At 63.7% G+C, this 19,704-nt stretch carries 19 protein-coding genes; 10 read left to right on the top strand and 9 right to left on the bottom strand.

The genetic code is table 11. The annotated features are described in order from the left end of the window. Nucleotides 1-16: 16 nt before the first annotated feature. The 5 genes from AB4Z37_RS05005 to AB4Z37_RS04985 form a co-directional block, all read right to left on the bottom strand. A complete protein-coding gene (locus AB4Z37_RS05005) occupies nt 17-1,273 on the bottom strand; it encodes an HlyD family type I secretion periplasmic adaptor subunit (RefSeq protein WP_441515776.1) in 1,257 nt (418 codons plus the stop codon). A 153-nt stretch (nt 1,274-1,426) separates the two neighbouring features. Then, nucleotides 1,427-3,526, bottom strand: coding sequence for a type I secretion system permease/ATPase (locus AB4Z37_RS05000; protein WP_441515576.1), 2,100 nt, complete (start codon nt 3,524-3,526; stop codon nt 1,427-1,429). Nucleotides 3,527-3,586: 60 nt separating this feature from the next. Then, nucleotides 3,587-5,512 (bottom strand): hypothetical protein, encoded by a 1,926-nt coding sequence (locus AB4Z37_RS04995; RefSeq protein ID WP_441515575.1) that lies wholly within the window; start codon nt 5,510-5,512, stop codon nt 3,587-3,589. Between the two features lie 134 nt (nt 5,513-5,646). After that, nucleotides 5,647-6,537: a hypothetical protein gene (locus tag AB4Z37_RS04990; RefSeq protein WP_441515574.1), complete on the bottom strand. Its 891-nt coding sequence runs from the start codon at nt 6,535-6,537 to the stop codon at nt 5,647-5,649. A 296-nt stretch (nt 6,538-6,833) separates the two neighbouring features. Next, complete coding sequence (locus AB4Z37_RS04985; protein WP_441515573.1) at nt 6,834-7,385, bottom strand: hypothetical protein; 552 nt, start codon at nt 7,383-7,385, stop codon at nt 6,834-6,836. 134 nt (nt 7,386-7,519) lie between these two features. On the opposite strand from AB4Z37_RS04985, the gene AB4Z37_RS04980 reads away from it, so the two are divergent. Next, nucleotides 7,520-8,074: a hypothetical protein gene (locus tag AB4Z37_RS04980; protein ID WP_441515572.1), complete on the top strand. Its 555-nt coding sequence runs from the start codon at nt 7,520-7,522 to the stop codon at nt 8,072-8,074. A gap of 272 nt (nt 8,075-8,346) precedes the next feature. Then, a complete protein-coding gene (locus tag AB4Z37_RS04975) occupies nt 8,347-9,426 on the top strand; it encodes a LuxR C-terminal-related transcriptional regulator (RefSeq protein WP_441515571.1) in 1,080 nt (359 codons plus the stop codon). A gap of 398 nt (nt 9,427-9,824) precedes the next feature. Here AB4Z37_RS04975 and AB4Z37_RS04970 read toward each other — a convergent pair whose 3' ends face one another. The 3 genes from AB4Z37_RS04970 to AB4Z37_RS04960 all read right to left on the bottom strand — a co-directional run bounded on the left by AB4Z37_RS04970 (nt 9,825) and on the right by AB4Z37_RS04960 (nt 12,176). Beyond that, nucleotides 9,825-10,244 carry a DUF1810 domain-containing protein gene (locus AB4Z37_RS04970; RefSeq protein WP_441515570.1) on the bottom strand — a complete coding sequence of 140 codons (420 nt, stop codon included), beginning with the start codon at nt 10,242-10,244 and terminating at the stop codon, nt 9,825-9,827. A gap of 390 nt (nt 10,245-10,634) precedes the next feature. Beyond that, nucleotides 10,635-11,129 carry a hypothetical protein gene (locus AB4Z37_RS04965; RefSeq protein ID WP_441515569.1) on the bottom strand — a complete coding sequence of 165 codons (495 nt, stop codon included), beginning with the start codon at nt 11,127-11,129 and terminating at the stop codon, nt 10,635-10,637. 237 nt (nt 11,130-11,366) lie between these two features. Further along, nucleotides 11,367-12,176 carry a DUF2189 domain-containing protein gene (locus AB4Z37_RS04960; RefSeq protein WP_441515568.1) on the bottom strand — a complete coding sequence of 270 codons (810 nt, stop codon included), beginning with the start codon at nt 12,174-12,176 and terminating at the stop codon, nt 11,367-11,369. A gap of 485 nt (nt 12,177-12,661) precedes the next feature. Between AB4Z37_RS04960 and AB4Z37_RS04955 the strand changes: the two genes are divergently transcribed. The 8 genes from AB4Z37_RS04955 (at nt 12,662) to AB4Z37_RS04920 (ending at nt 18,287) form a co-directional block, all read left to right on the top strand. Then, nucleotides 12,662-13,504, top strand: coding sequence for a cytochrome c oxidase subunit II (locus tag AB4Z37_RS04955; protein WP_441515567.1), 843 nt, complete (start codon nt 12,662-12,664; stop codon nt 13,502-13,504). Nucleotides 13,505-13,558: 54 nt separating this feature from the next. After that, a complete protein-coding gene (ctaD, locus tag AB4Z37_RS04950; protein ID WP_441515566.1) occupies nt 13,559-15,334 on the top strand; it encodes a cytochrome c oxidase subunit I in 1,776 nt (591 codons plus the stop codon). Then, nucleotides 15,331-16,035: a cytochrome c oxidase subunit 3 gene (locus AB4Z37_RS04945; protein ID WP_441515565.1), complete on the top strand. Its 705-nt coding sequence runs from the start codon at nt 15,331-15,333 to the stop codon at nt 16,033-16,035. The genes ctaD and AB4Z37_RS04945 overlap by 4 nt, the downstream gene beginning before the upstream one ends. A gap of 19 nt (nt 16,036-16,054) precedes the next feature. Then, entirely contained in the window at nt 16,055-16,777 is a 723-nt protein-coding gene (locus AB4Z37_RS04940) for a heme-copper oxidase subunit III family protein (protein WP_441515564.1), read from the top strand. Nucleotides 16,778-16,786: 9 nt separating this feature from the next. Beyond that, entirely contained in the window at nt 16,787-17,161 is a 375-nt protein-coding gene (locus AB4Z37_RS04935; protein WP_441515563.1) for a cytochrome C oxidase subunit IV family protein, read from the top strand. Between the two features lie 78 nt (nt 17,162-17,239). Next, nucleotides 17,240-17,533: a GYD domain-containing protein gene (locus tag AB4Z37_RS04930; protein WP_441515562.1), complete on the top strand. Its 294-nt coding sequence runs from the start codon at nt 17,240-17,242 to the stop codon at nt 17,531-17,533. A gap of 71 nt (nt 17,534-17,604) precedes the next feature. Next, nucleotides 17,605-18,024: a c-type cytochrome gene (locus AB4Z37_RS04925; protein WP_441515561.1), complete on the top strand. Its 420-nt coding sequence runs from the start codon at nt 17,605-17,607 to the stop codon at nt 18,022-18,024. Between the two features lie 71 nt (nt 18,025-18,095). Beyond that, entirely contained in the window at nt 18,096-18,287 is a 192-nt protein-coding gene (locus tag AB4Z37_RS04920; RefSeq protein WP_441515560.1) for a hypothetical protein, read from the top strand. Between the two features lie 233 nt (nt 18,288-18,520). Here the strand turns inward: AB4Z37_RS04920 and AB4Z37_RS04915 are convergent, their stop codons facing one another. Beyond that, entirely contained in the window at nt 18,521-19,693 is a 1,173-nt protein-coding gene (locus AB4Z37_RS04915) for a beta-propeller fold lactonase family protein (RefSeq protein ID WP_441515559.1), read from the bottom strand. Nucleotides 19,694-19,704 lie beyond the last annotated feature (11 nt).

Genomic DNA, 19,704 nt, shown 5'->3' with positions numbered 1-19,704 from the left:
ACGCCTCCTGTGGCGGTCAGCGCTCGCGGAACGCCCGCGCGATGCTGTCGTGGATCGGCTTGGTGATGTACTGGAAGAACGTGCGTTCGGTCGTCTTGATGTAGACTTCGGCCGGCATTCCCGGCGTCGGGCTGAAGCTGGGAATGGCTGCAGCTTCATCCTTGTTGAGCTTGACTCGCACCAGATAGATATCGGTCGGTCCGATCTGTTGCGACTTTCGCTCATCGGCGAGGGTATCCGCAGACAGATAGACCACGTCGCCCGAGATCATTGGTGTGACGCGCTGGCTCAGCGCAGTCAGCCGCACCATGGCGTGCTGGCCGTGCTTGACGCTGTCGATGTCCTGCGGCCGCACGCGCGCTTCGATCACCAGTTCCTCCTGCAGCGGCAGCAATTCCATGATCGGCTTGCCGGGCTCGACCACGCCGCCCTGGGTGTGGTAGCGCAGCTTGACCACGACACCCTTGACCGGCGCGACGATGGTGGTGCGGCCGAGCACGCCGCGCGCGGTCAGCATGCGCTCGTTGACGTCAGCCAGTTCACCGCGCACTTCGTGCAATTGCTCGACGGCGGTCTTGATCGCGCTCTTGCGCACGCCGTTGATCTGCTCCTGCGATCGCGCGATGCGTTCCTTGGCGTCGCCGATGTCGCCCATGATGCGGCCGACTTCGCCCTCCAGGTTGGCCTGGGTTCGCTGCAGCAGCAGAACCTCGGGCTTGCGAACGAGGCCGCTGCGCAGCAGATATTCCTTTTCGCCGACCTCTTCGACGACGAACTTGATCTGACGCTGCACGCTGTCGAGCTGGATACGCGAGCCGGTAATGCGTTCGTTCAGGGCCTTGATGCCTTCGTCGATGCTGGCGATGTCGCTCTTCAAGTTGTTGCGCCGGGCTGCGAAGGTCAGCAGCTGGGTGCCGATGATGGCCTTCACCTCGGGATCGTCCGCGGCCACTGTCAGCTCCAGCGGAAACTTGATGCCCTCGTCTTCGCGCACCTCGGCCTGCAGACGCACGTCCATTGCCGTCAATCGCATGCTGCGCAGGAACAGTCGTCGCAGTTCGGCCTGGGCGGTGGTCTGGTCGAGCTCGAGCAAGGTCTGCCCCGGCTCCACCACGTCGCCTTCACGCACCATGATGTCGCGGATGACACCTCCTTCGAGGTGCTGGATGGTCTTGTTCTGGCCGGTCGCGACAAAGACGCCCGAGGCCACCACGGCGCCTGCGATGGGGGCGGTGTTGCCCCAGACGCCAAAGCCCATCACGGTGGCAGCCATGATGACGATGCCGCCGATGGTCGGCGCGCGGGTCGATCGCGGCAGCGAGGCGTACCACGGCGGCAGGTCGGGCGGCGGATGACCGGGCGCCTTGGCTTTCCAGGGAAACTTGATCGGGAATTTCATGGCGTTGCACCTTGTTGGTTGCACCGATCATGAGTCGATGATGGGTGGACCGTTGGGCGATCCGTTCGGCGGCTTGCGGCCGGTGAGCAACGGAATCATCTCGTCGCGCTCGCCGAAGGCCTGCACGGCGCCGTTGTGCAGGATCATGATCTTGTCGACGCTGCGCAGCAGCGCGGGGCGTTGGGTCACGGTGACCACCGTCATGCGCTTGTCCTTGGCGCGCACCAGCGCCCGGGCCAGCGCGGCCTCGCCGCTGGCATCGAGGTTGGCATTGGGTTCGTCGAGCACCAGCAGGCGAGGATTGCCGTAGAACGCGCGGGCAAGGCCGATCCGCTGGCGCTGCCCGCCGGAGAGCGGGCTGCCGTCCATGCCGACCACCGTCTCGTAGCCCTGTGAGAATTCCGAGATCATCTGGTGCACGTCCGCGGTCTCGGCCGCGTCGAACACGTCCTCGTCGCGGGCGTCGTCGCGCATGCGCGCGATGTTGGCTTTGATCGAGGCCGGAAACAGCTGCACGTCCTGCGGCAGGTAGCCGACGTTCTCGCCGAACTGGCGCGGATCCCAGTTGCGCAGGTCCATCATGTCGAGCCGCACGCTGCCGGCGGTCGGCACGATCGAGCCGACCAGCATGCGCGCCAGCATGGTCTTGCCGGTGCCCGACGGGCCGACGATGGCAAGCGATTCACCCGGTTCGAGCTGGAAGCTGATGCCGTTCAGGATCACCTTCTTGGTCGGCGGCGGGACGTACAGGATGCGCTCGACGCTGAGCCGTCCCTCCGGGCGGGGAAGTCGCAGGCGCTCGAGATTGAGCGGCGAGTTCTGCAGCAACGCCCGGATCCTGGCATAGGCCGAGCGGGCCTGGACGAAGTGACGCCAGCCCTCGATGGTGCCTTCCAGCGGCGCCAGCGCGCGGCTGGCGACGATCGATGCGGCGATGATCATGCCGCCGGTGAGCTGATTGTCGAGGGCGAGCCAGGCACCCCAGCCGAGGATCGCGATCTGGGTGCAGAGCCGGAGAAACTTGGAAATGCCGGTCATCAGGATGTTGAGGTCCTGCCCGACGACTTGGGCCTTGAGGGATTCCACCGTTTCCTGGCCCCAGATCTGAACGCCTTCGGGTATCATGCCCATGGCGTTGATCACCTGTGCGTTGCGGGCCATCGCTTCCGCCTGCAGGTTGGCACGGGTGCCGAAGGCGTTGGCGCGGGTGAACGGAATAGCCGTGACGCGCTGGTTGATTAGCGCCACGATAAACAGCAGGATGCCGGCGGCCAGCACGATCAGGCCGAGTTGCGGATGGATCAGGAAGACCACCGTGAGGTAGGCCGGCGCGACCGGAGTGTCGAAAATCGTCAGCAGCACCGGGCCGGTGATGAACGAGCGCAGGTGCTGCAGGTCGGCGAGGGTCTGGAACTCGCGGCTGGAGCCGTTCTGTGCGGCTTTAGCGGCCGCGCTCAGCACGGGCCCGCCGAGCTTGGCTTCCGTCTCGACGGCGACCCGCATGAGGATGAAGCGGCGCATCATGTCCATCAGCACATGGGCGGCGATCGCAAAGATCACGATCGTGGTCAGCACCATCAGTGTGTCGACGCTGCGACTGGTCAGCACGCGATCCGACATGTTGAACAGGTAGATCGGGATCGACAGCACCAGCAGGTTGACCACCACCGAGAACACGCCGACGGTCATCAGATTGCGTCGCACCGCTTCGAGGCCGCTGTTGAGCACATCGCGGAACTCGTTGTCACTGGACCGGCGGTGCAGTCGTGGTGGCTCGCTGCCGCCACCGCCACCGCCGCCGCGACCATTCGCGGAGCCGCCGCCTCGGCCGCTGCCGGGCCCGGGGGAGGCCTTCGCTGTCGGCGGTGGCGTCGGTGCTCGCGCGTCGTTCGATTGGCCGCGTTCGGAGACCAGCGCGGACAGCGCCGCGAGATGCGCCGCGATCGACTTCGGCTGTGGCGCAGCCGTGTCCGCTGACGAGGATGCAGCCTGGTGCAGGTTCGGTGGTGGATCGGAGGTCGCCGGGGCGGGAGGCTGGCCGGTTCGATGACCAAATGGAAGCACATTGTCGCTGGCGGCGTCCCGATGTCGGGCCTCGGGAGGTGTTTCGTTCCCCTGCGAATTCATCTCCGCTCTCCTCAGCCTTGAGCGTTCGTGATGGTGCTCGGCATTAGTGCCGACGGTGCCCTAATGCGTCATGCTCGCGATCGGATCTTCATGGACGGGAACGGTGAGGGGCGGCTGCACCGGCGCCGGTGTCGGTGCTTCGGCATCACCGCTGATGAAGGCGATCAACTCGGGGACCAGCGTTTGCGGGTTGGCATGGGTCACGTGGTCGTTGTTCTGCGACACCAGGTTGGCCTGGAACAGGATGGTGTCGCCATAGACATGCCCGGCGACGCTCGTCGTGGTCGGCAGGACATTGATGATGGCGGCATCGTTGGCCAGGATATTGTTGCCGACGGACACGAACTGTGTCTCGGGGCCCGCGCCGTAGAACGACAGCGGTCCGGCGGACGGCGGCTCGAGCAGCTGCAGCGCGACGTTATTGTTCGCGACGACGTTGGTCTGCCACAAGGCGTTGACGTCATAATAGCTGCCCGTGACATAGAGGACGTGGAAGGTGCCGCCGTTGCCCGCAACGAGGTTGCCAAGCGCGGGATCGAGCTCGGGTGCGCCGGAGGCGACGGCGTTGACGAGCCCCTGCAGCGACGGATTGAATTGCTCGAAACTGTTGCCGCCGAAATTTTCGATTGTCGCCGTGTTGGTGAGCTGATTGCCGCCGACATCGACGGTCTGCGATGGATGGATCCCGTCACCGGCCATCTTGATGATGTTGTTGTTGAGCAGAATGTTGTTCTGGAAGATCACATTCATGCTGTTGAAGCTGCCCTTGACCACGATCAGGTCGTAATCGAAGCCGCCATTGTGGATCTGGGCCAGATTTTCCTGCTGGTTGCCGCCGGCCAGGACTTCATAGCGGGTATCCCAGCTCTGCTGAACGGTGATGTTGTTGTTGGAGAGATAGTTGGTCTGCACCAGCATGCTGACATTGTAGTAATCGCCGTTGACGACATCGACGCTCCAGTGAGGGCCGGCAAAGTAGCTCGGCAGCGTGGCATAGACGCCGTTGTGCTGAATGAAGTCGGCGATGTTGATGGCTTTATCGCCCCCGGTTGTGAGTGCCGTGTTCTGTCCGCCGGCGATGGTGATGTGGTCGTTGTTGAAGTACGAATTGGTCTGGAAGATTGCGTCGGTGTTATAGTAGTTGCCGAGCACGATCATCGTCCGCGCGGAGCTCGTCAGGTCGACGATCTCGGCGGCGTTGATGCTGGTGTTGCCGCCGTCGAAGGCCCATTGTCCCATGGCATGCGGCAGTACCGGCGGCTGCCAAGGGGTCGGGAGAGGCGCCTGGTCGGGAGGGGGAAGTGCTGAATCCTGCAGCACGCCGTTGATATAATAGCCAGGTGTTACGCTGTGGGTATCCGGCTGGCCGCCGCCGCTGCTCCAGCCCTGGTCGTGGGTAGCTGCGAACGATGCTGCCGCGGTGTTGTCTTGCGGAACACTCCAGGTCACCGGAAGGGCATGGTCGACGCCCGCGATCATCTGCTCCAGCACGTGGCCGGTCTCTTGCGCGAGCAGTGCGGTCAGCTCCGGATTCGACGAGACGACCAGCGCGTTGTCGCTGTCCATCACATTGATCTGATGGATTTCCATCTGGCTCTGATCGCCGCCGGGCTGGGTGGTGACGGTGATGACGAAGCTTGAACCGGCCGCGCCGGCGGCCCCGGCCATCATCGGCAGGTTGCCCAGCAGACGTGGCGGGGCGAGATCGTCGGGTTCAATCTCTGCGTTCGGCAGCGCGTGCCTGAGTGGTGCGAGGTGCGTGGATGAGACCGGCTCGAAGAGTGGCGGCGGTGGCAGGACCGGTGCAGGGGTGATGTCGTCTTCGGCAGGCGGTGTCTCGAACTGTGGGAGCTTGGCCGTGTAATCGTCGACTTGGGCGCGATAGACCCCCTCGTCGAGGGTGACCCTGTCGCGGGCGATATCGGTAAACAGATGCAGATAACCGGAGAAGTGCCAGATTGCTTCGGTGATGCCGCCGGGCAGCATGGCAGCCTCCTGTTGCAGACGTGCGGAAAGCGACGCCCGTTCAGGTCTTCACGGGACGCTCTTCTCGGAGTGCATAGCCAAGCGCACGCGACAGGGGACCTGCGCGGCAGGGCGCGCGCAGGTCCCCTTCATCGTTAACCAGTGTGGTGATCGTCGGTGAAATCGTGGCCTGCATTGTTCAGAGTCAGGCTGTTGAACTGGATGTTGGCGCCCAGCGTGATGGTCTGGGTGAATGCATCCTGAGTCAGGGTCGCGGCAGCCGAGGCGTTGATGCCGGACGCGTTGGCGCCCGAGACATCGCCGGTATGGGCGTTCTCGACCTTGGCTTCGCCGCCCGTGATCTTGGCGTCCATGTGGAAGCCCGCGCTCGGGTCTTCGTAGGAGCCGGACCCTGTGAACGAGACCGTCGGATCGGACACGGTGCCATTGCTGACCAGGTTGTTGATCTGGTCGATGTTGAACAGGCTACCGTTGCCGTCGAGTGTCTGGGTCACGGACTGCGGCATGACCAGCGAGTCGCTGAAGTCGTGCATGCCGTGCAGATCGTTGACCGGCGCGCTGAGGCCGTTGGCGCTGAGAGAGAGATCGATCTTCACATCGACGTTGACCTTGTTGTCGATGGTGTTCTCGACCTTGTTGTCGACGTTGTTGCAAAGGCTGTTGTCGACCTTGTTGTCGTTGCTGTTGGTGTTGCTGTTGCTGTTACTGTCGCTGTTCTTGTTGTCGTTGAAGTTCAGGTTGCCGTTGCCGTTCAGATTGCCATTGGCATTGCCATTGCCGTTCCAGTTGTCACTGCTGGATTTGAGCGACTGGGTGGCGGTCTGCGTTTCGGACTGGCCCTGACCTTGGCCCTGACCCTGACCTTGTCCCTGACCCTGCAGGTTGAGCTGGCCTTGGCCCTGGCCCTGTCCCTGCCCCTGGAGGTTCAACTGACCCTGACCTTGGCCCTGGAGTTGCCCTTGCAGATTAGCCTGCGACTGGTCCTGGTTCTGTGTGGGGTCATACTTGTACTTCGGCTTACCCATGATGGGCTCCGTTGGGTTGGAGCACCGTCAGCCTTCACAAGCGCGCTGATCTTCTGCGTCGGCGGCTGCTGCGGACAACGATGCTGTTGCGGTGCCGGCTATTCCGGCGCGGAGTTGGGGCGGAAGGGCCCTGGTCCGCGGCCGAAGCCTCCGCCATCCGGCGCAGAGCGGGTAGTTGCCCGAGCGGGCAAAGGGACGTGGCAAAGGGAGAGGCGCTGATACGACGGATGGCTTTCGATGGATGAGCAGCTACGCCATCCGATGTAACCTCTACAACGCTTGGGGAAGCTCCCGTCTCAGTGCAGATGCGCTTCCAGGCGCGGCAGGAAGTCCCAGATCTCGCGGTTGATCCGCGCCATTTCGTGAGCGGCCTCTGACATTTCCTTGATGCGGGCGTCATCGACCGGCTTGACTTCACCGAACTGAAGATCGCGCCGTGTCTGGATCAGTCTCATGGACTGCGTGTGAGCAATCGCCCCGTTGGTATCGAGCATGTACATGCAGTGGTTGAATTCGTTTCGGATCTGCGTGCTTTCATTGAAGCGCTCGATCAGACGATTCAATTCCCTGTCCAGCATCTTGTCCTTGATTTTGATCTTCGATAGTCGCTGAATGAGGTCGAGCCGTGCCCTGGTTGTGTTCAATGTCGCGAATACGATTGCGGCGGACGCCTGATCGGTGTTCAGCAGCAGCATCAGAATGTAGATGAACAGGCTCTCATTGTTGGACCAGTTGGACACAAGAGCGCCGATCAGCGACAGGATCAGGGTTCGCCGATCCGCGGTTCTGGGAGCAGCGGCTTCGAGCGCAGCGAAATCAGGTTTCGGAGGCAGCCGGCTTGCGGACATGATCGCACTCCGATCCCGCCGGGCCGGGATGATGGATGATCCGGCTGATCGCGGGAACAGGCCGCATGCTCTCGCAGGCTGGTTCGGAAGACAAGAGCCGGCGCGTACTTTGATGGCTGGCCGGGAAGGCGAACATGCTGCGTCGTGCCCTTTCAGCATCGGCCGTTCGCAGAGGCAGCAAGGCCGCAGTGGCTTTGATCGGGCCGCTGGTGGATAGCAGCCGCTCACGGCTGAACGGAATCCCTGATATCGCCTGGCTCGATCCGTATCTGGTCGGTTTCATGGTGATGTTGATCACCATCGTCGCCAAGAGAGAAGTTGCGCGGTTGCAGGATGAGGCTCTCTGCAGCGTCCAGTCGCAGGCCTGGAGTGAGATAACAGGCCTGCGGACTGAATTGATCGGCGAGGAGGCGCTGTTGCTGAGCAGTGCACGGCATCAGCAGTTCGAGCTCGGTCGTCAGCGCGCACTTGCACTCGGGTTGCATCTCTATGGTGGTGCAGCCCACGCTGTGCTCCAGAACGATGCCTGGCCGGGGGGCATCGTGCCGTTCCCGGCGCAGATGCTCGACAGCGGCGAGAGCGTCAGTACGGCTGAGCAGATCGATCGGCGCGATGCGATGCTGGCGCTGTGGAGCGATACCTTCGACGCATATATAGCGCAACTTCCGCTGGCAATGCCGCGGCAGTGATATCGCGATTGTTGTTCAGGCGCTCACCATGCACCAAAACGTGCCGCTGTGTCCTATCGTCATGAACACATGGTATAGTCTGCCGTGCATAATCTAATAAAACGATCTCTGTCGATGCGAGGCGGAGACATGCGGCGAGGTTGGCCGGGCGGGAGGACAAGCCGGCGAGATCGAAACATCAGGAGGTGAATCGAGGGACGAGTACGCGGTGCAAGGATGGGTCGCGCGACGACGCCGCGTTTCAGTGAAGCCCAGTTGTGAGGGGTGTTGGCATGAGATTCACGGAAACCAAGGGTGCCCGGCCATTCGGGCTTCATCCATCGCCGGCCGGCAGAATCGAAACAATAGAGCAGCCGCGTGATGATCGGCGATCGGGAGATTTCGCAGCCGATCAGGCGGGCAGCGGCGCGTTACATGCCCCCTTCACGGTATCGTCCGCGTCAGCGCGGCAGCCGCATCGCTCTGCGCCGGTTGAATTGCAAGGCCACGCGTCCGCCACGACATCGGTCGATCCTTTCCGGCCGGTTGGTCGGGCGCAGGCCTTGGCCAGTCCGGCGGCGAATGGGGACCATCCGGCCCGCATGCGCCCCGCGGAATCGTCGAATCCAGGCAGTCGGGCGCGCGCCGACGGCGTTGACGCGGAGGCGCTGCTTGCCCGCCTGGATGATGCGGGCGATCGTGGCCACAAGCATGGTCCTGTGATCGTCGTGATTGGCGAGCGCGTCCTCGTCCGTGATTGCTTGGCCCAGTGCCTGCAGCTCGCCTATACGCATCATGCGGTCGTCGCATTTTCATCGCTCGCGGCGTGGCTCGATCAGCAGGGCGACTATCCGCTGCCGTCAGTCATCTTGCTGTTCACGCACGGCCGCCGTCGGGCGGCCGCGAATCTCGCCGACGAGATCGAGGCGCTCGGCAAGGTCGCCGTCAGCGTGCCGGTGATCGTGGTGTCGGACGTCGAGGACGGCGATCGCATCATGGAAGCCCTTGAAAAAGGCGTTCGCGGCTACATTCCGACCAGCATGGCGTTCAGCGTGGCAATCGAGGCGGTGCGTCTGGTGGAGGCGGGCGGAACGTTCGTGCCAGTCAGCAGCCTGCTGGCATCGCGCCGCGACACCTCGGCCAACGGCAACAACATGTTCACCGCACGGCAGATCATGGTGGTGGAGGCCCTGCACCGCGGCAAGGCGAACAAGCAGATCGCCTATGAACTCAACATGCGCGAAAGCACGGTCAAGGTGCATATCCGCCACATCATGAAGAAGCTGAACGCGCGCAACCGCACGGAAGTCGCTGTCATGACCAGCAGCCTGTTTGACGATCATGTCGACGGGCAGAGCGGGTCCGAGCCGTAACCGAGCGGACGCTGTTCGTCCGCAGTCGACCTCGGTACTTCACTGTTCCTGCGCCGACAGCGATCGCCGTGTTGGATCTGTCGGGTCGCATCGGCCGATGCCTCGCTGTCGCCGCCGAACCGGATCTGATTGGTGCCGGCGCACCGATGTCGCAGGCAATCGATCAGGGCAAGCGGCTTCATCCCAATCGCTGATCCGCAGATGTCGCCGATCCGGGCAGGGGTTGGCGCGCTTGAGATGATGCGCAGCGCGGGCTGGCGGGCATCATCGCGATCATGATCGGACGGTACATCGCCACCGCCTGTTTCGTTCAGCCGGCGGGTGAACCACGATGCCGGCGACGGTCTTGCAGCGCCTTTCGGCGAGCCGCGGTTCCGGTGCAGGAGATGATCGCAGTCTCAGAGCCGGTCGCAGGTGGCCTGATCGAACTGTCCGGAGAAATACCTATCGATCGCCTGCCGGAACGGCGTGTTGTCGGCGGTGGCATGTGCGAACAGCGTCATCGATGAGCGGAATTTGAGGTCGTCCGGCGTTCCGAAGATGGCGGTCGCGGATCGCCCTTCCACCGCGAGAACCAGTTGTGTGCATTCCCGTAATCGCGTTCCCAGCACCGGATGGCGCAAATAAGATGCCGCTTCGAGCTCTGACGAAATTGCATAGCGTTTGGCCATGGGGCTATGGCCGAGCCCGGCGAGCTGCGGGAAGACGAACCACATCCAGTGGGTGCGTTTGGCGCCAGCCCGCAACTCTGCAAGTACCTGTCCATAAACAGGTTCCTGGGCGTCGACGAAACGCTGCAGGGCGTATGGGTCATCCATGACGGGACATGACTTTCGGCTGGTTGGACTCACAAACTCATACAATCGGGCCGCGCGATGGCGGTCATTCGATGACGAAGGATTGCGTGGGCGGAGTGGCACGCGCAAGCGGTGTGTACAGGTCGTGGGGACGATCGCCCCCGGGAAAGCCAGGGGGAAGCGGTGCGGAGAGGTGCGCGTGCCCGTAGGCCCGTCGTCTTGCGGCAGGCACCCTGACCTGTTCTGAAATTCCGGCGCAACGGCTCGCCGCGGCACCGGCCAGCGCGTGATCTGCGGATGGTCGGCGCACATGTTCGCGCCGCCGCCCCCCGACCGCAAGGTCCGGGCGATGGTCGCTTTCGATCGAAGTTCGTGGCCGTCGTGCAAGGCGGCGAATGGGGCCGCTCCTGGCTACGAGCGGGAAAGCGTGATGGTCACCCCGGAGAACTCGGTGCCCTGAGAGGTGATCTTCACGGTTTGGGTGTTGCCTTGGGTGGCCAGGCTGAGGCTGGCGGTGAAAGCAGGCGAGGACACCACGACCTGGAACAGGCCGCTGCGGGCGCTGCCCTCGAGGCTGCCGCTGACGCCGCGCGTCGCCTCGGTCCAATTACCTGAAATGACGCCATTGGCGTTGCGGACGTTGCTGCTGAGCTCGAACTTGTAGCTGTCGCTGGCGCACCGCAGCGTTTGCTGCAGGCCGTTGCCGTGGTCGCCCACCGCGTAGGTCGCGCGGCACTTGATGCGCTCGCGGCTGCCATCGGAAAGGGAGATCGATCCGGTTCCGGTCCACACGCCGGAAAGGCTCGCGAACGGCGCGGATTGCGCGAAGCTGGCCGCAGGGGCGAGGGCGATCGAGCACAGCACGACAGCCGCCGCCGCGCGGCGGGAAAAAACACGCTGAAGCATTGAGATGTTCATCCTTGAAGCAGTCCGCTGACAACCACGACGAGTGGAACTAGTTCCTGTCAAAAGAGGCGCAATTTGGGTGACTGCCGCCGCGCCGTGATCGTGCGGCGTCATCGGACAGGCTGCAGGCCAAGCACCCTTGCGCCAGGCTGTCGCTGTTTCACATCGTCGCGATGACGCTGCTGCGCGTGCCGTGGCCGGCCGCGGTTGTTTGCCACGCGGCCGGCCAGCGCGAATTCAGGCGATGATCCGGCGGTACAGATGCCAGGTGGCGTGGCCGAGGACCGGCAGCACGACCGCGAGTCCCAGGAACAGCGGCAGCGAGCCGACAACCAGCAGCACGGCGACGATCAGGCCCCACAACGCGATGTTGACCGGGTTGACCAGAACCGCGCGCAGGGACGTCAGCACCGCGTCGGTGGCACTTGCATGGCGGTCGAGCATGAGAGGAAAGGAGACCACGCTGATGCAGAGGGCCGCGAGCGCGAACAGGAAGCCGACGCCGCAGCCCACCACGATCAGCATCCCGCCTTCCCGTGTCGTGAACACGCGGGTCACGAAGTCCGGAATGCTGGCCGCCGGCTGATGGCCGAAGGATGCAACATAGATGGCATTGGCGGCGGCCACCCAGACCACGAACAGCGCGAGCAGCAGCACGCCAAGCCCCAGCATGGCGCCGAACGAGGGCGCACGCAGCACGCGGATCGCGTCCCAGGCGGAGGGCTGTTCGCCGAGCTCGCGGCGGCGGCTGAGCTCATAGAGGCCGAGGGCCGCAAACGGACCGAGCAGCGCGAAGCCGGCCGCCAGCGGGAACAGCAACGGCAGCACCGAGTAGCCGAGCACCAGGCGGGCGATGGCAAGGCCGAGCACGGGATAGATCACGCAGAGCATCACGGCGTGGCTCGGGATCGCCTTGAAGTCCTCCCAGCCCAGACGCAGTGCCTCGCCGAGGTCGGCGGTGGTGATGTTGCGGATGATGATCGGTGCGCCGTCCACCGACGCGTGCGGTGCGAGCGGCGTCGCATTGTCTGAAGTGCGTGTCACCATGGCTGCAGCCCCTCTCCGGTCGCAGCGCGCCGCGAGAAGCCGCGACACGCTCGGCAAACGAATGCTGGAAGCTCTGCCGGACCCCATCGTCACGACCCGCCGGCAATCTAGCCGCTTTCCCGGCAACGGTCACGTGCAGGACGGGCGTTCGACGCCGGACATCGGCCGCGTGGATTGTGCAACTGCAAAATAATCGGCCGGCGTCGTCACGGCGGCCGATCGCCGTGCGCGTGCACGGGCGATCTATTGACAACCGCGCCTTCCGGGGAACATCCTAGCTGCAGGCCTGAAGCTCAGTGAGTGTGCTCGGAGAGACTGACGGTCGTAACGTGTTCTCTGAATTCTCTAATGAATTGACGTCGCGGCCGATGGGAATGGGCGTGGCAAGAGACACACCGATGGCGCGCCGGTAGCCGCCACCGATGCCGATATGAAGCCATGCCCGAGTTCGTGTCCAAGCCGCGCCAGGCAAGGATGAACGAGGAATGCCCGTTGCACTTGTACTGCTTCTGGTCGCGATTGCCTCGGTGGTGTTCCACTTCCTGAGCCCATGGTGGTGGACGCCGATTGCATCGAACTGGCAATACATCGACCACACCATCATCGTCACGTTCTGGATCACCGGCATCGTGTTTGTCGCGGTGATCGGATTCATGGCCTATTGCGTGTTCCGCTTCCGCCACCGTGAGGGGCAGCGCGCGGCGTACGAGCCGGAAAACAACAAGCTGGAATCCTGGCTGACCATCGGCACGGCTATCGGCGTCGCCGCCATGCTCGCGCCGGGCCTCGTGGTGTGGCACCAGTTCGTCACCGTGCCGGAGGAGGCGACTGACGTCGAGGTCATGGCCCAGCAATGGCGCTGGAGCTATCGTCTGCCCGGCAAGGACGGCAGGCTCGGCACCACCAATGCGCGCAACATCAGCGCCGACAATCCGCTCGGTCTGAACCAGGACGATCCGAACGGCAAGGACGACATCATCATCGATGGCGGCGATCTGCACCTGCCGGTCGGCAAGCCGGTCAAGGTGCTGCTGCGCTCGATCGACGTGCTGCACGATTTCTACGTGCCCGAGTTCCGCGCCAAGATGGACATGGTGCCTGGCTCGGTCACCTACTTCTGGCTGACCCCGACGCGCACCGGCACCTTCGAGGTGCTGTGCGCCGAACTGTGCGGCCTCGCGCACGCGCAGATGCGCGGCACCGTGATCGTACAGGAGCAGGGCGAATATCATGCGTGGCTGGAGCAGCAGCGCACCTTCGCCGAGCTGTCGGGCCAGCGCCCGATCAGGAAAGCGGCCTACCGGCCTGACGGCGAGGGGCCGCGGTGACGACAGGGGGCATGGTTCGCGCCGTGCCCGAGATGAACAGGGAAGGGCGCTGCGATGGTCGATATCCCGTCCGATACAGTTGTCGTCATCCCGCCGGCCGAGGTGCCGGAGGTCGATCTCTACCACCCGCACAGCTGGTGGACGAAGTACGTGTTCTCGCAGGACGCCAAGGTGATCGCGATCCAGTATTCCTGCACGGCGCTGGCGATCGGCATGGTGGCACTGGTGCTGTCGTGGCTGATGCGGCTGCAACTCGGCTTTCCCGGGACCTTTTCGTTCATCGACGCCAACCAATACCTGCAGTTCATCACCATGCATGGCATGATCATGGTGATCTACCTGCTCACGGCGTTGTTCCTCGGCGGCTTCGGCAACTACCTGATCCCGCTGATGGTCGGCGCGCGGGACATGGTGTTTCCCTACGTCAACATGCTCAGCTACTGGATCTACCTGCTCGCGGTGCTGGTGCTGGTGTCGACCTTCTTCGTGCCCGGCGGTCCGACCGGCGCGGGATGGACGCTGTATCCGCCGCAGGCGATCCTGTCGGGCAGCCCCGGCCAGGAGGCCGGCATCATCCTGATGCTGGTGTCGCTGATCCTGTTCATCATCGGCTTCACCATGGGCGGGTTGAACTACGTCGTGACCGTGCTGCAGGGGCGCACCCGCGGCATGACGCTGATGCGTCTGCCGCTGACGGTGTGGGGCATCTTCACGGCCACCGTGATGGCGCTGCTGGCCTTCCCGGCGCTGTTCGTGGCCAGCGTGATGATGCTGCTCGACCGCGTGCTCGGCACCAGCTTCTTCATGCCGGCGCTGGTGGAGATGGGCCAGCAGACCAAGTACGGCGGCGGCAGTCCACTGCTGTTCCAGCACCTGTTCTGGTTCTTCGGTCATCCCGAAGTCTACATTGTCGCGCTGCCGGCGTTCGGCATCGTCTCTGATCTCATCAGCACCCACGCCCGCAAGAACATCTTCGGCTATCGCATGATGGTGTGGGCGATCGTCGGCATCGGCGCGCTCAGCTTCGTGGTGTGGGCGCACCACATGTATGTCAGCGGCATGAATCCGGCGTTCGGGTTCTTCTTCGCCACCACCACGCTGATCATCGCGGTGCCGACGGCGATCAAGGTCTACAACTGGGTGCTGACGCTGTGGCGCGGCGACATCCATCTGCGGGTGCCGATGCTGTTCGCGCTGGCGTTCATCGTCACCTTCCTGAACGGCGGTCTCACCGGCCTGTTCCTGGGCAATGTGGTGGTGGACGTGCCGCTGTCCGACACCATGTTCGTGGTCGCTCACTTCCATATGGTGATGGGGGTTGCGCCGATCCTGGTGGTGATGGGCGCGATCTATCATTGGTATCCGAAGATGACCGGGCGGATGTTCAACGAGCGGCTCGGCCAGTTCCACTTCTGGGTCACGTTCCTTGGCGCCTACGCCATCTTTTTCCCGATGCACTATCTCGGCCTGCTCGGCATGCCGCGCCGCTATCATGATATCGGCGAGACCGCGTTCGTGCCGGCCTCGGCGCATGATCTCAATGCCTTCATCAGCGTGATGGCGCTGATCGTCGGGTTCGCCCAGCTCGTGTTCCTGTTCAACCTGATCTGGAGCCTGCGTCACGGCAAGGAGGCCGGCGGCAATCCATGGGGGGCGACGTCGCTGGAATGGCAGACAGCGGAGACGCCGCCAGGGCACGGCAACTTCGGCAAGGAGCTGCCCGTGGTGTACCGCTGGGCCTATGACTACAGCGTGCCCGGCTCCAACCACGACTATGTGCCGCAGAACCAGCCGTCGATCCGCTGGAGCGAGGAAGAGAGCCGGACATGACGGTGATCGTTGTCTTCGTGATCGGGCTTGCGGCTGTGGCCGGCTGGTGGCTTGCACACCAGCGGCTCACCGCCAAGCCCTGGCTCGAGGAGGGCGTGATCGCGGATTTCCCCGGTGGCGGCCGGCTGTCGCCGCCGACCGCCAAGGTCGGCCTTGGGGTGTTTATCGCCGTCGCCGGGTCGCTGTTTGCGCTGATCATCAGCGCCTATGTGATGCGGATGGCGCTGCTGGACTGGCGCCCGGTGCCGATTCCCTGGCTGGTGTGGTTCAACACCCTGGTGCTGGTGCTGAGCAGTGGCGTGCTGCAGTGGACGCAAGGCGCGGCCCGCCGTGGTGATCAGGAAGGGACCGTCACCGGGTTGCTCGCCGCCGGCGTCGCCTCGGTCGTGTTTCTGGTCGGTCAGTTGCTGGCGTGGCAGCAGCTGCTGGCCGCCGGCTATGGGGTCGCGGGCAATCCCGCCAACTCGTTCTTCTATCTGGTCACTGCCGTTCACGGCTTGCATCTGCTTGGCGGGCTTGTCGCGCTGGGCCGCGCCATCGCCGGCGCCTGGCGTGGCGCCGACCTGCCGCGCCTGCGGCTGAGCGTCGAATTGTGCGCGATGTACTGGCATTTCCTGTTGCTGGTGTGGCTGGTGCTGCTTGCGCTGCTCAGCGGCTGGATGGTGGCGTTCTTCGATACCTGTCGCCAACTGGTGTCCTGAAAGGAAAAGCGAGGCGTCCATGGCCGAGACCGCGCTGACCCCCTCTGCAGCCCCCCGGACGCCGCCGGAGGGCTGGCGCAGCTTCGTCACCGACTGGCGTTCTGATCAGCGGGCGTTCAAGAGCGCCTCCTGGGGGAAGGCCATGATGTGGATCTTCCTTCTCAGCGACACTTTCATCTTTGGCTGCTTCCTGCTGTCCTACATGACGGCGCGCTCCTCCACCACGGTGCCGTGGCCCAACCCGAGCGAGGTGTTCGCGCTGAAAATCGGCGGTGAGGAAATTCCGCTGATCCTGATCGCCATCATGACCTTCGTGCTGATCAGCAGCAGCGGCACCATGGCGATGGCCGTGAATTACGGCTACCGGCGCGATCGTGCCAAGACCGCGATCCTGATGCTGGTGACGGCGGCGTTCGGCGTGACCTTCGTCGGCATGCAGGCGTTCGAATGGACGAAACTGATCATGGAGGGCGTGCGGCCATGGGGCAACCCGTGGGGTGCCGAGCAGTTCGGTGCCTGCTTCTTCATGATCACCGGTTTTCACGGCACCCATGTCACGATCGGCGTGATCTTCCTGCTGATCATTGCCCGCAAGGTCTGGCGCGGCGATTTCGACAGCGAGCGGCGGGGCTTCTTCACCAGTCGCCGGGGCAATTACGAGATCGTCGAGATCACCGGGCTGTACTGGCACTTCGTCGACCTGGTGTGGGTGTTCATCTTTGCCTTCTTCTATCTGTGGTGAGAGGCGATCATGGCTGAAGTGACCTTGCACGCTGTGCCCGATGCCCACGCCGCCGCGCCGGCGGCCCATGCCGAGGGACAGCAGCACCCGATCAAGCTGTACCTCGTGGTCTGGGGCTGGCTGTTCGTGCTGAGCACCGGCTCCTATCTGGTCGATTATTTCGGCGTGCACGGCTATCTGCGCTGGACGCTGATCCTGCTGTTCATGGTCCTGAAAGCCGGCCTGATCGTCGCCGTGTTCATGCACATGGCCTGGGAGCGGCTGGCGCTCGTCTACGCCATCCTGGTGCCGCCGGTTTTCGTGCTGGTGTTCACGGCGATGATGATGTTCGAGGCGCATTACACGCTGCTCAGCCGGCTGACATTCTTCGGCCGCGGTCCTTGAGGGGCGGGTGCCGAACCAGTCGGGCCCGGTGGAGCGGTCGATGGCTCGTGGGGGCTTCGTGACGCACGGAGAATGGCCATGACCACCTATGTCGTTCTGGCGAACTGGACCGAGCACGGCATGAAGAGCGTGCGGGACTCGCCGCGGCGCCTCGATATGGCGAAGAAGGCCCTCAAGGACATGGATGGCGAGTTCAAGGCGTTCTTCCTCACCATGGGCGACTATGACATCGTCGCCATCTATGAAGCTCCCGACGATGCAGTAGCGGCGCGGTTCAATCTTCAGCTCGGGATGCTCGGGTACATCCGCACGCGCACGCTGAAGGCGTTTCCGGAAGCGGCCTATCGGGAAATCATCGCGTCGCTCGGCTGATCGGGCGATGCAGTGCGGCCGTCGGTCGACGGTGACGAAAGTGTGAATGTGGCAACCGTGGAGAGGGTGGCATGCGTTTGTTCGTCGTTGTGTTGGGAGCGGGATGGCTCGCCGCGGCTCCGGCAGTTGCGCAGGATGCGGCGGCTGGTGAGAAGATTTTCGTCCAGTGCAAGGCCTGCCATCAGATCGGCGAGAGCGCGAAGAATGCCGTGGGGCCGGTGCTGAATGGCGTGATCGGCCGCAAGGCCGGCAGTGTCGAAGGCTTCAACTATTCGCCCGCCAACAAGAACTCCGGCCTGACCTGGGACGAGGCCACTTTCCGCGACTACATCAAGGATCCGCGCGCCAAGGTGCCAGGGACCAAGATGGCCTTTGGCGGCGTGAAGGATCCCAAGCAGGTCGACGATCTGCTGGCGTATCTGAAGCAGTTCGACGCGACGGGCAAGAAGAAGGCGGCGCTGGAGAATGCAGGCCGGCTGGCCAAGATGTAGCGCCGGCTTCGACTTAAAAAGGGGGGGGCTTTGCAGCGAGGCGTGTGCCTCGACGACAGAGGAGACGATCGATGCATTTCACGATCGGGTTCAAACTGCATGGCAAGGCCGACCGCCTCATGGTGGAAGCGGACGATGCGTTGATCGCGGCGCTCAAGGCGAAGGCCGAATGGCCGGAAGCCGTGATCATCTACGTCCGCCCGCAGAACCGGCGCGGCGACACACGGCATCCATCCCATCCGCTGTCCGACGCGACCCATTGACCCTGCGGTGGGGTGCCGTTGCCGGAACCGGCCGCGCGGGCAGCCGTCTCATCGGTTGTCACGAAGTCGACGAGCGCGCCCGGCAGCAGCAGGACATGGACGCGGGACATCATTCAGTCGGGACCAACGGCCCGCGGTCTCGTTGTCAGATGTCGCTGGCTGGCCGGTTCCAAATAAAAGCGCCGCCCCGCGGTCGAGGGCGGCGCTGATGGCGTCGGGCAGGCCGCGATGAGCTACTGCTTGCTCATGCGTGCCGATGCCGGATGACCCGGCACCTTGAAGCGCTTGCCAGTGTCGACCACCTTGCCGCCGGCGACCTTCAGGATGGAAAAGTCGCTGTCGAGATAGTTGCCGACCAGCAGGTATTTTCCGTCCGGCGTGAAGGCCGCAGCTTCCGGCAGGCCGCCGACCTCGACGTCCTGGGTCTTGGTGACCTTCTTGCCGTTGATCCGCAGCACCGAGATGCTGCCGGTCTTGTTGTAGAAATAGGTGTTCTTCATGTTGGAGCCGCGCAGGATGGCGGCCACGGCGAGATCACCTTTCGGACTGATCGCGAGGCCTTCCGGGCCGTCGCCGACCACAACGCGGTCGATCACGCGCGGCGGGCTGGCCTCAAGATCGACCACACTCACCGTGTCGACGCTGCCATCGGACGAGCCAGCCCCGCCATTGTCCGCGGTCAACGCGAATTTGCCCTTGGGATCGACCACGACATTGTAAGGCCACAGGCCGGTGGGCAGGTCGAGCTTGTTGTAGCTGACCTTGTCACCGGCGATATCGAGCACCGCGAGCTTGTGGGCCGGGAATTTGGTGGCAAGCGCGCGCTTGCCGTCCGGCGTGAACACCACCTGCGAGACGCTGTCGCCCATGGCGACGGTGTCGACGACCTTGACGTCGGTGCCGTTGACCGCCAGCACGGAGATCGAATTATCGCCCCGGTTGGCAACCATCGCCATCTTGCCCGACGGGCTGAAGCTGAGGCCCGATGGCTGTTTGCCGGTGGTGACGGTGCCTGCCAGCCTGGCCGGATTGGCCTTGAGGTCGATGACGTAGATCTTGTTGTCCAGCGTCTGCTTCAGTGCGTCGCCGTCCTTGACCACGTCGACCGAGTCGGCGACCAGGGCGACCGATCCCGTCGGGTCGATATCGATGTTGACCGGCGGGCCGACCACCGAATTCTTCAGTGGCAGTGTCGCAACGATCCTCGGGCTTTCCGGCTTGGCGAGATCGACAACCAGCACGGCGTCCTTGCCGGCGGGCGACAACAGCACCTTGCCGTCGGCATCCCACTGCGCCTTTTCGTCCGTGCCGACGACCATGAACGGCGCGGCCTGCGCGATGGTCACAGTGACTCCCAGCAGGGCGGCAGTCCCCAGCATGGCTGCGACATGACGGCGGATCGACATTCCCAAGTCCT

This window comes from Bradyrhizobium sp. 2TAF24 (assembly GCF_052115025.1).
In the GTDB taxonomy this organism is placed as follows: Bacteria; Pseudomonadota; Alphaproteobacteria; order Rhizobiales; family Xanthobacteraceae; genus Bradyrhizobium_A.
This window is presented reverse-complemented; position numbering and strand designations above follow the sequence as displayed.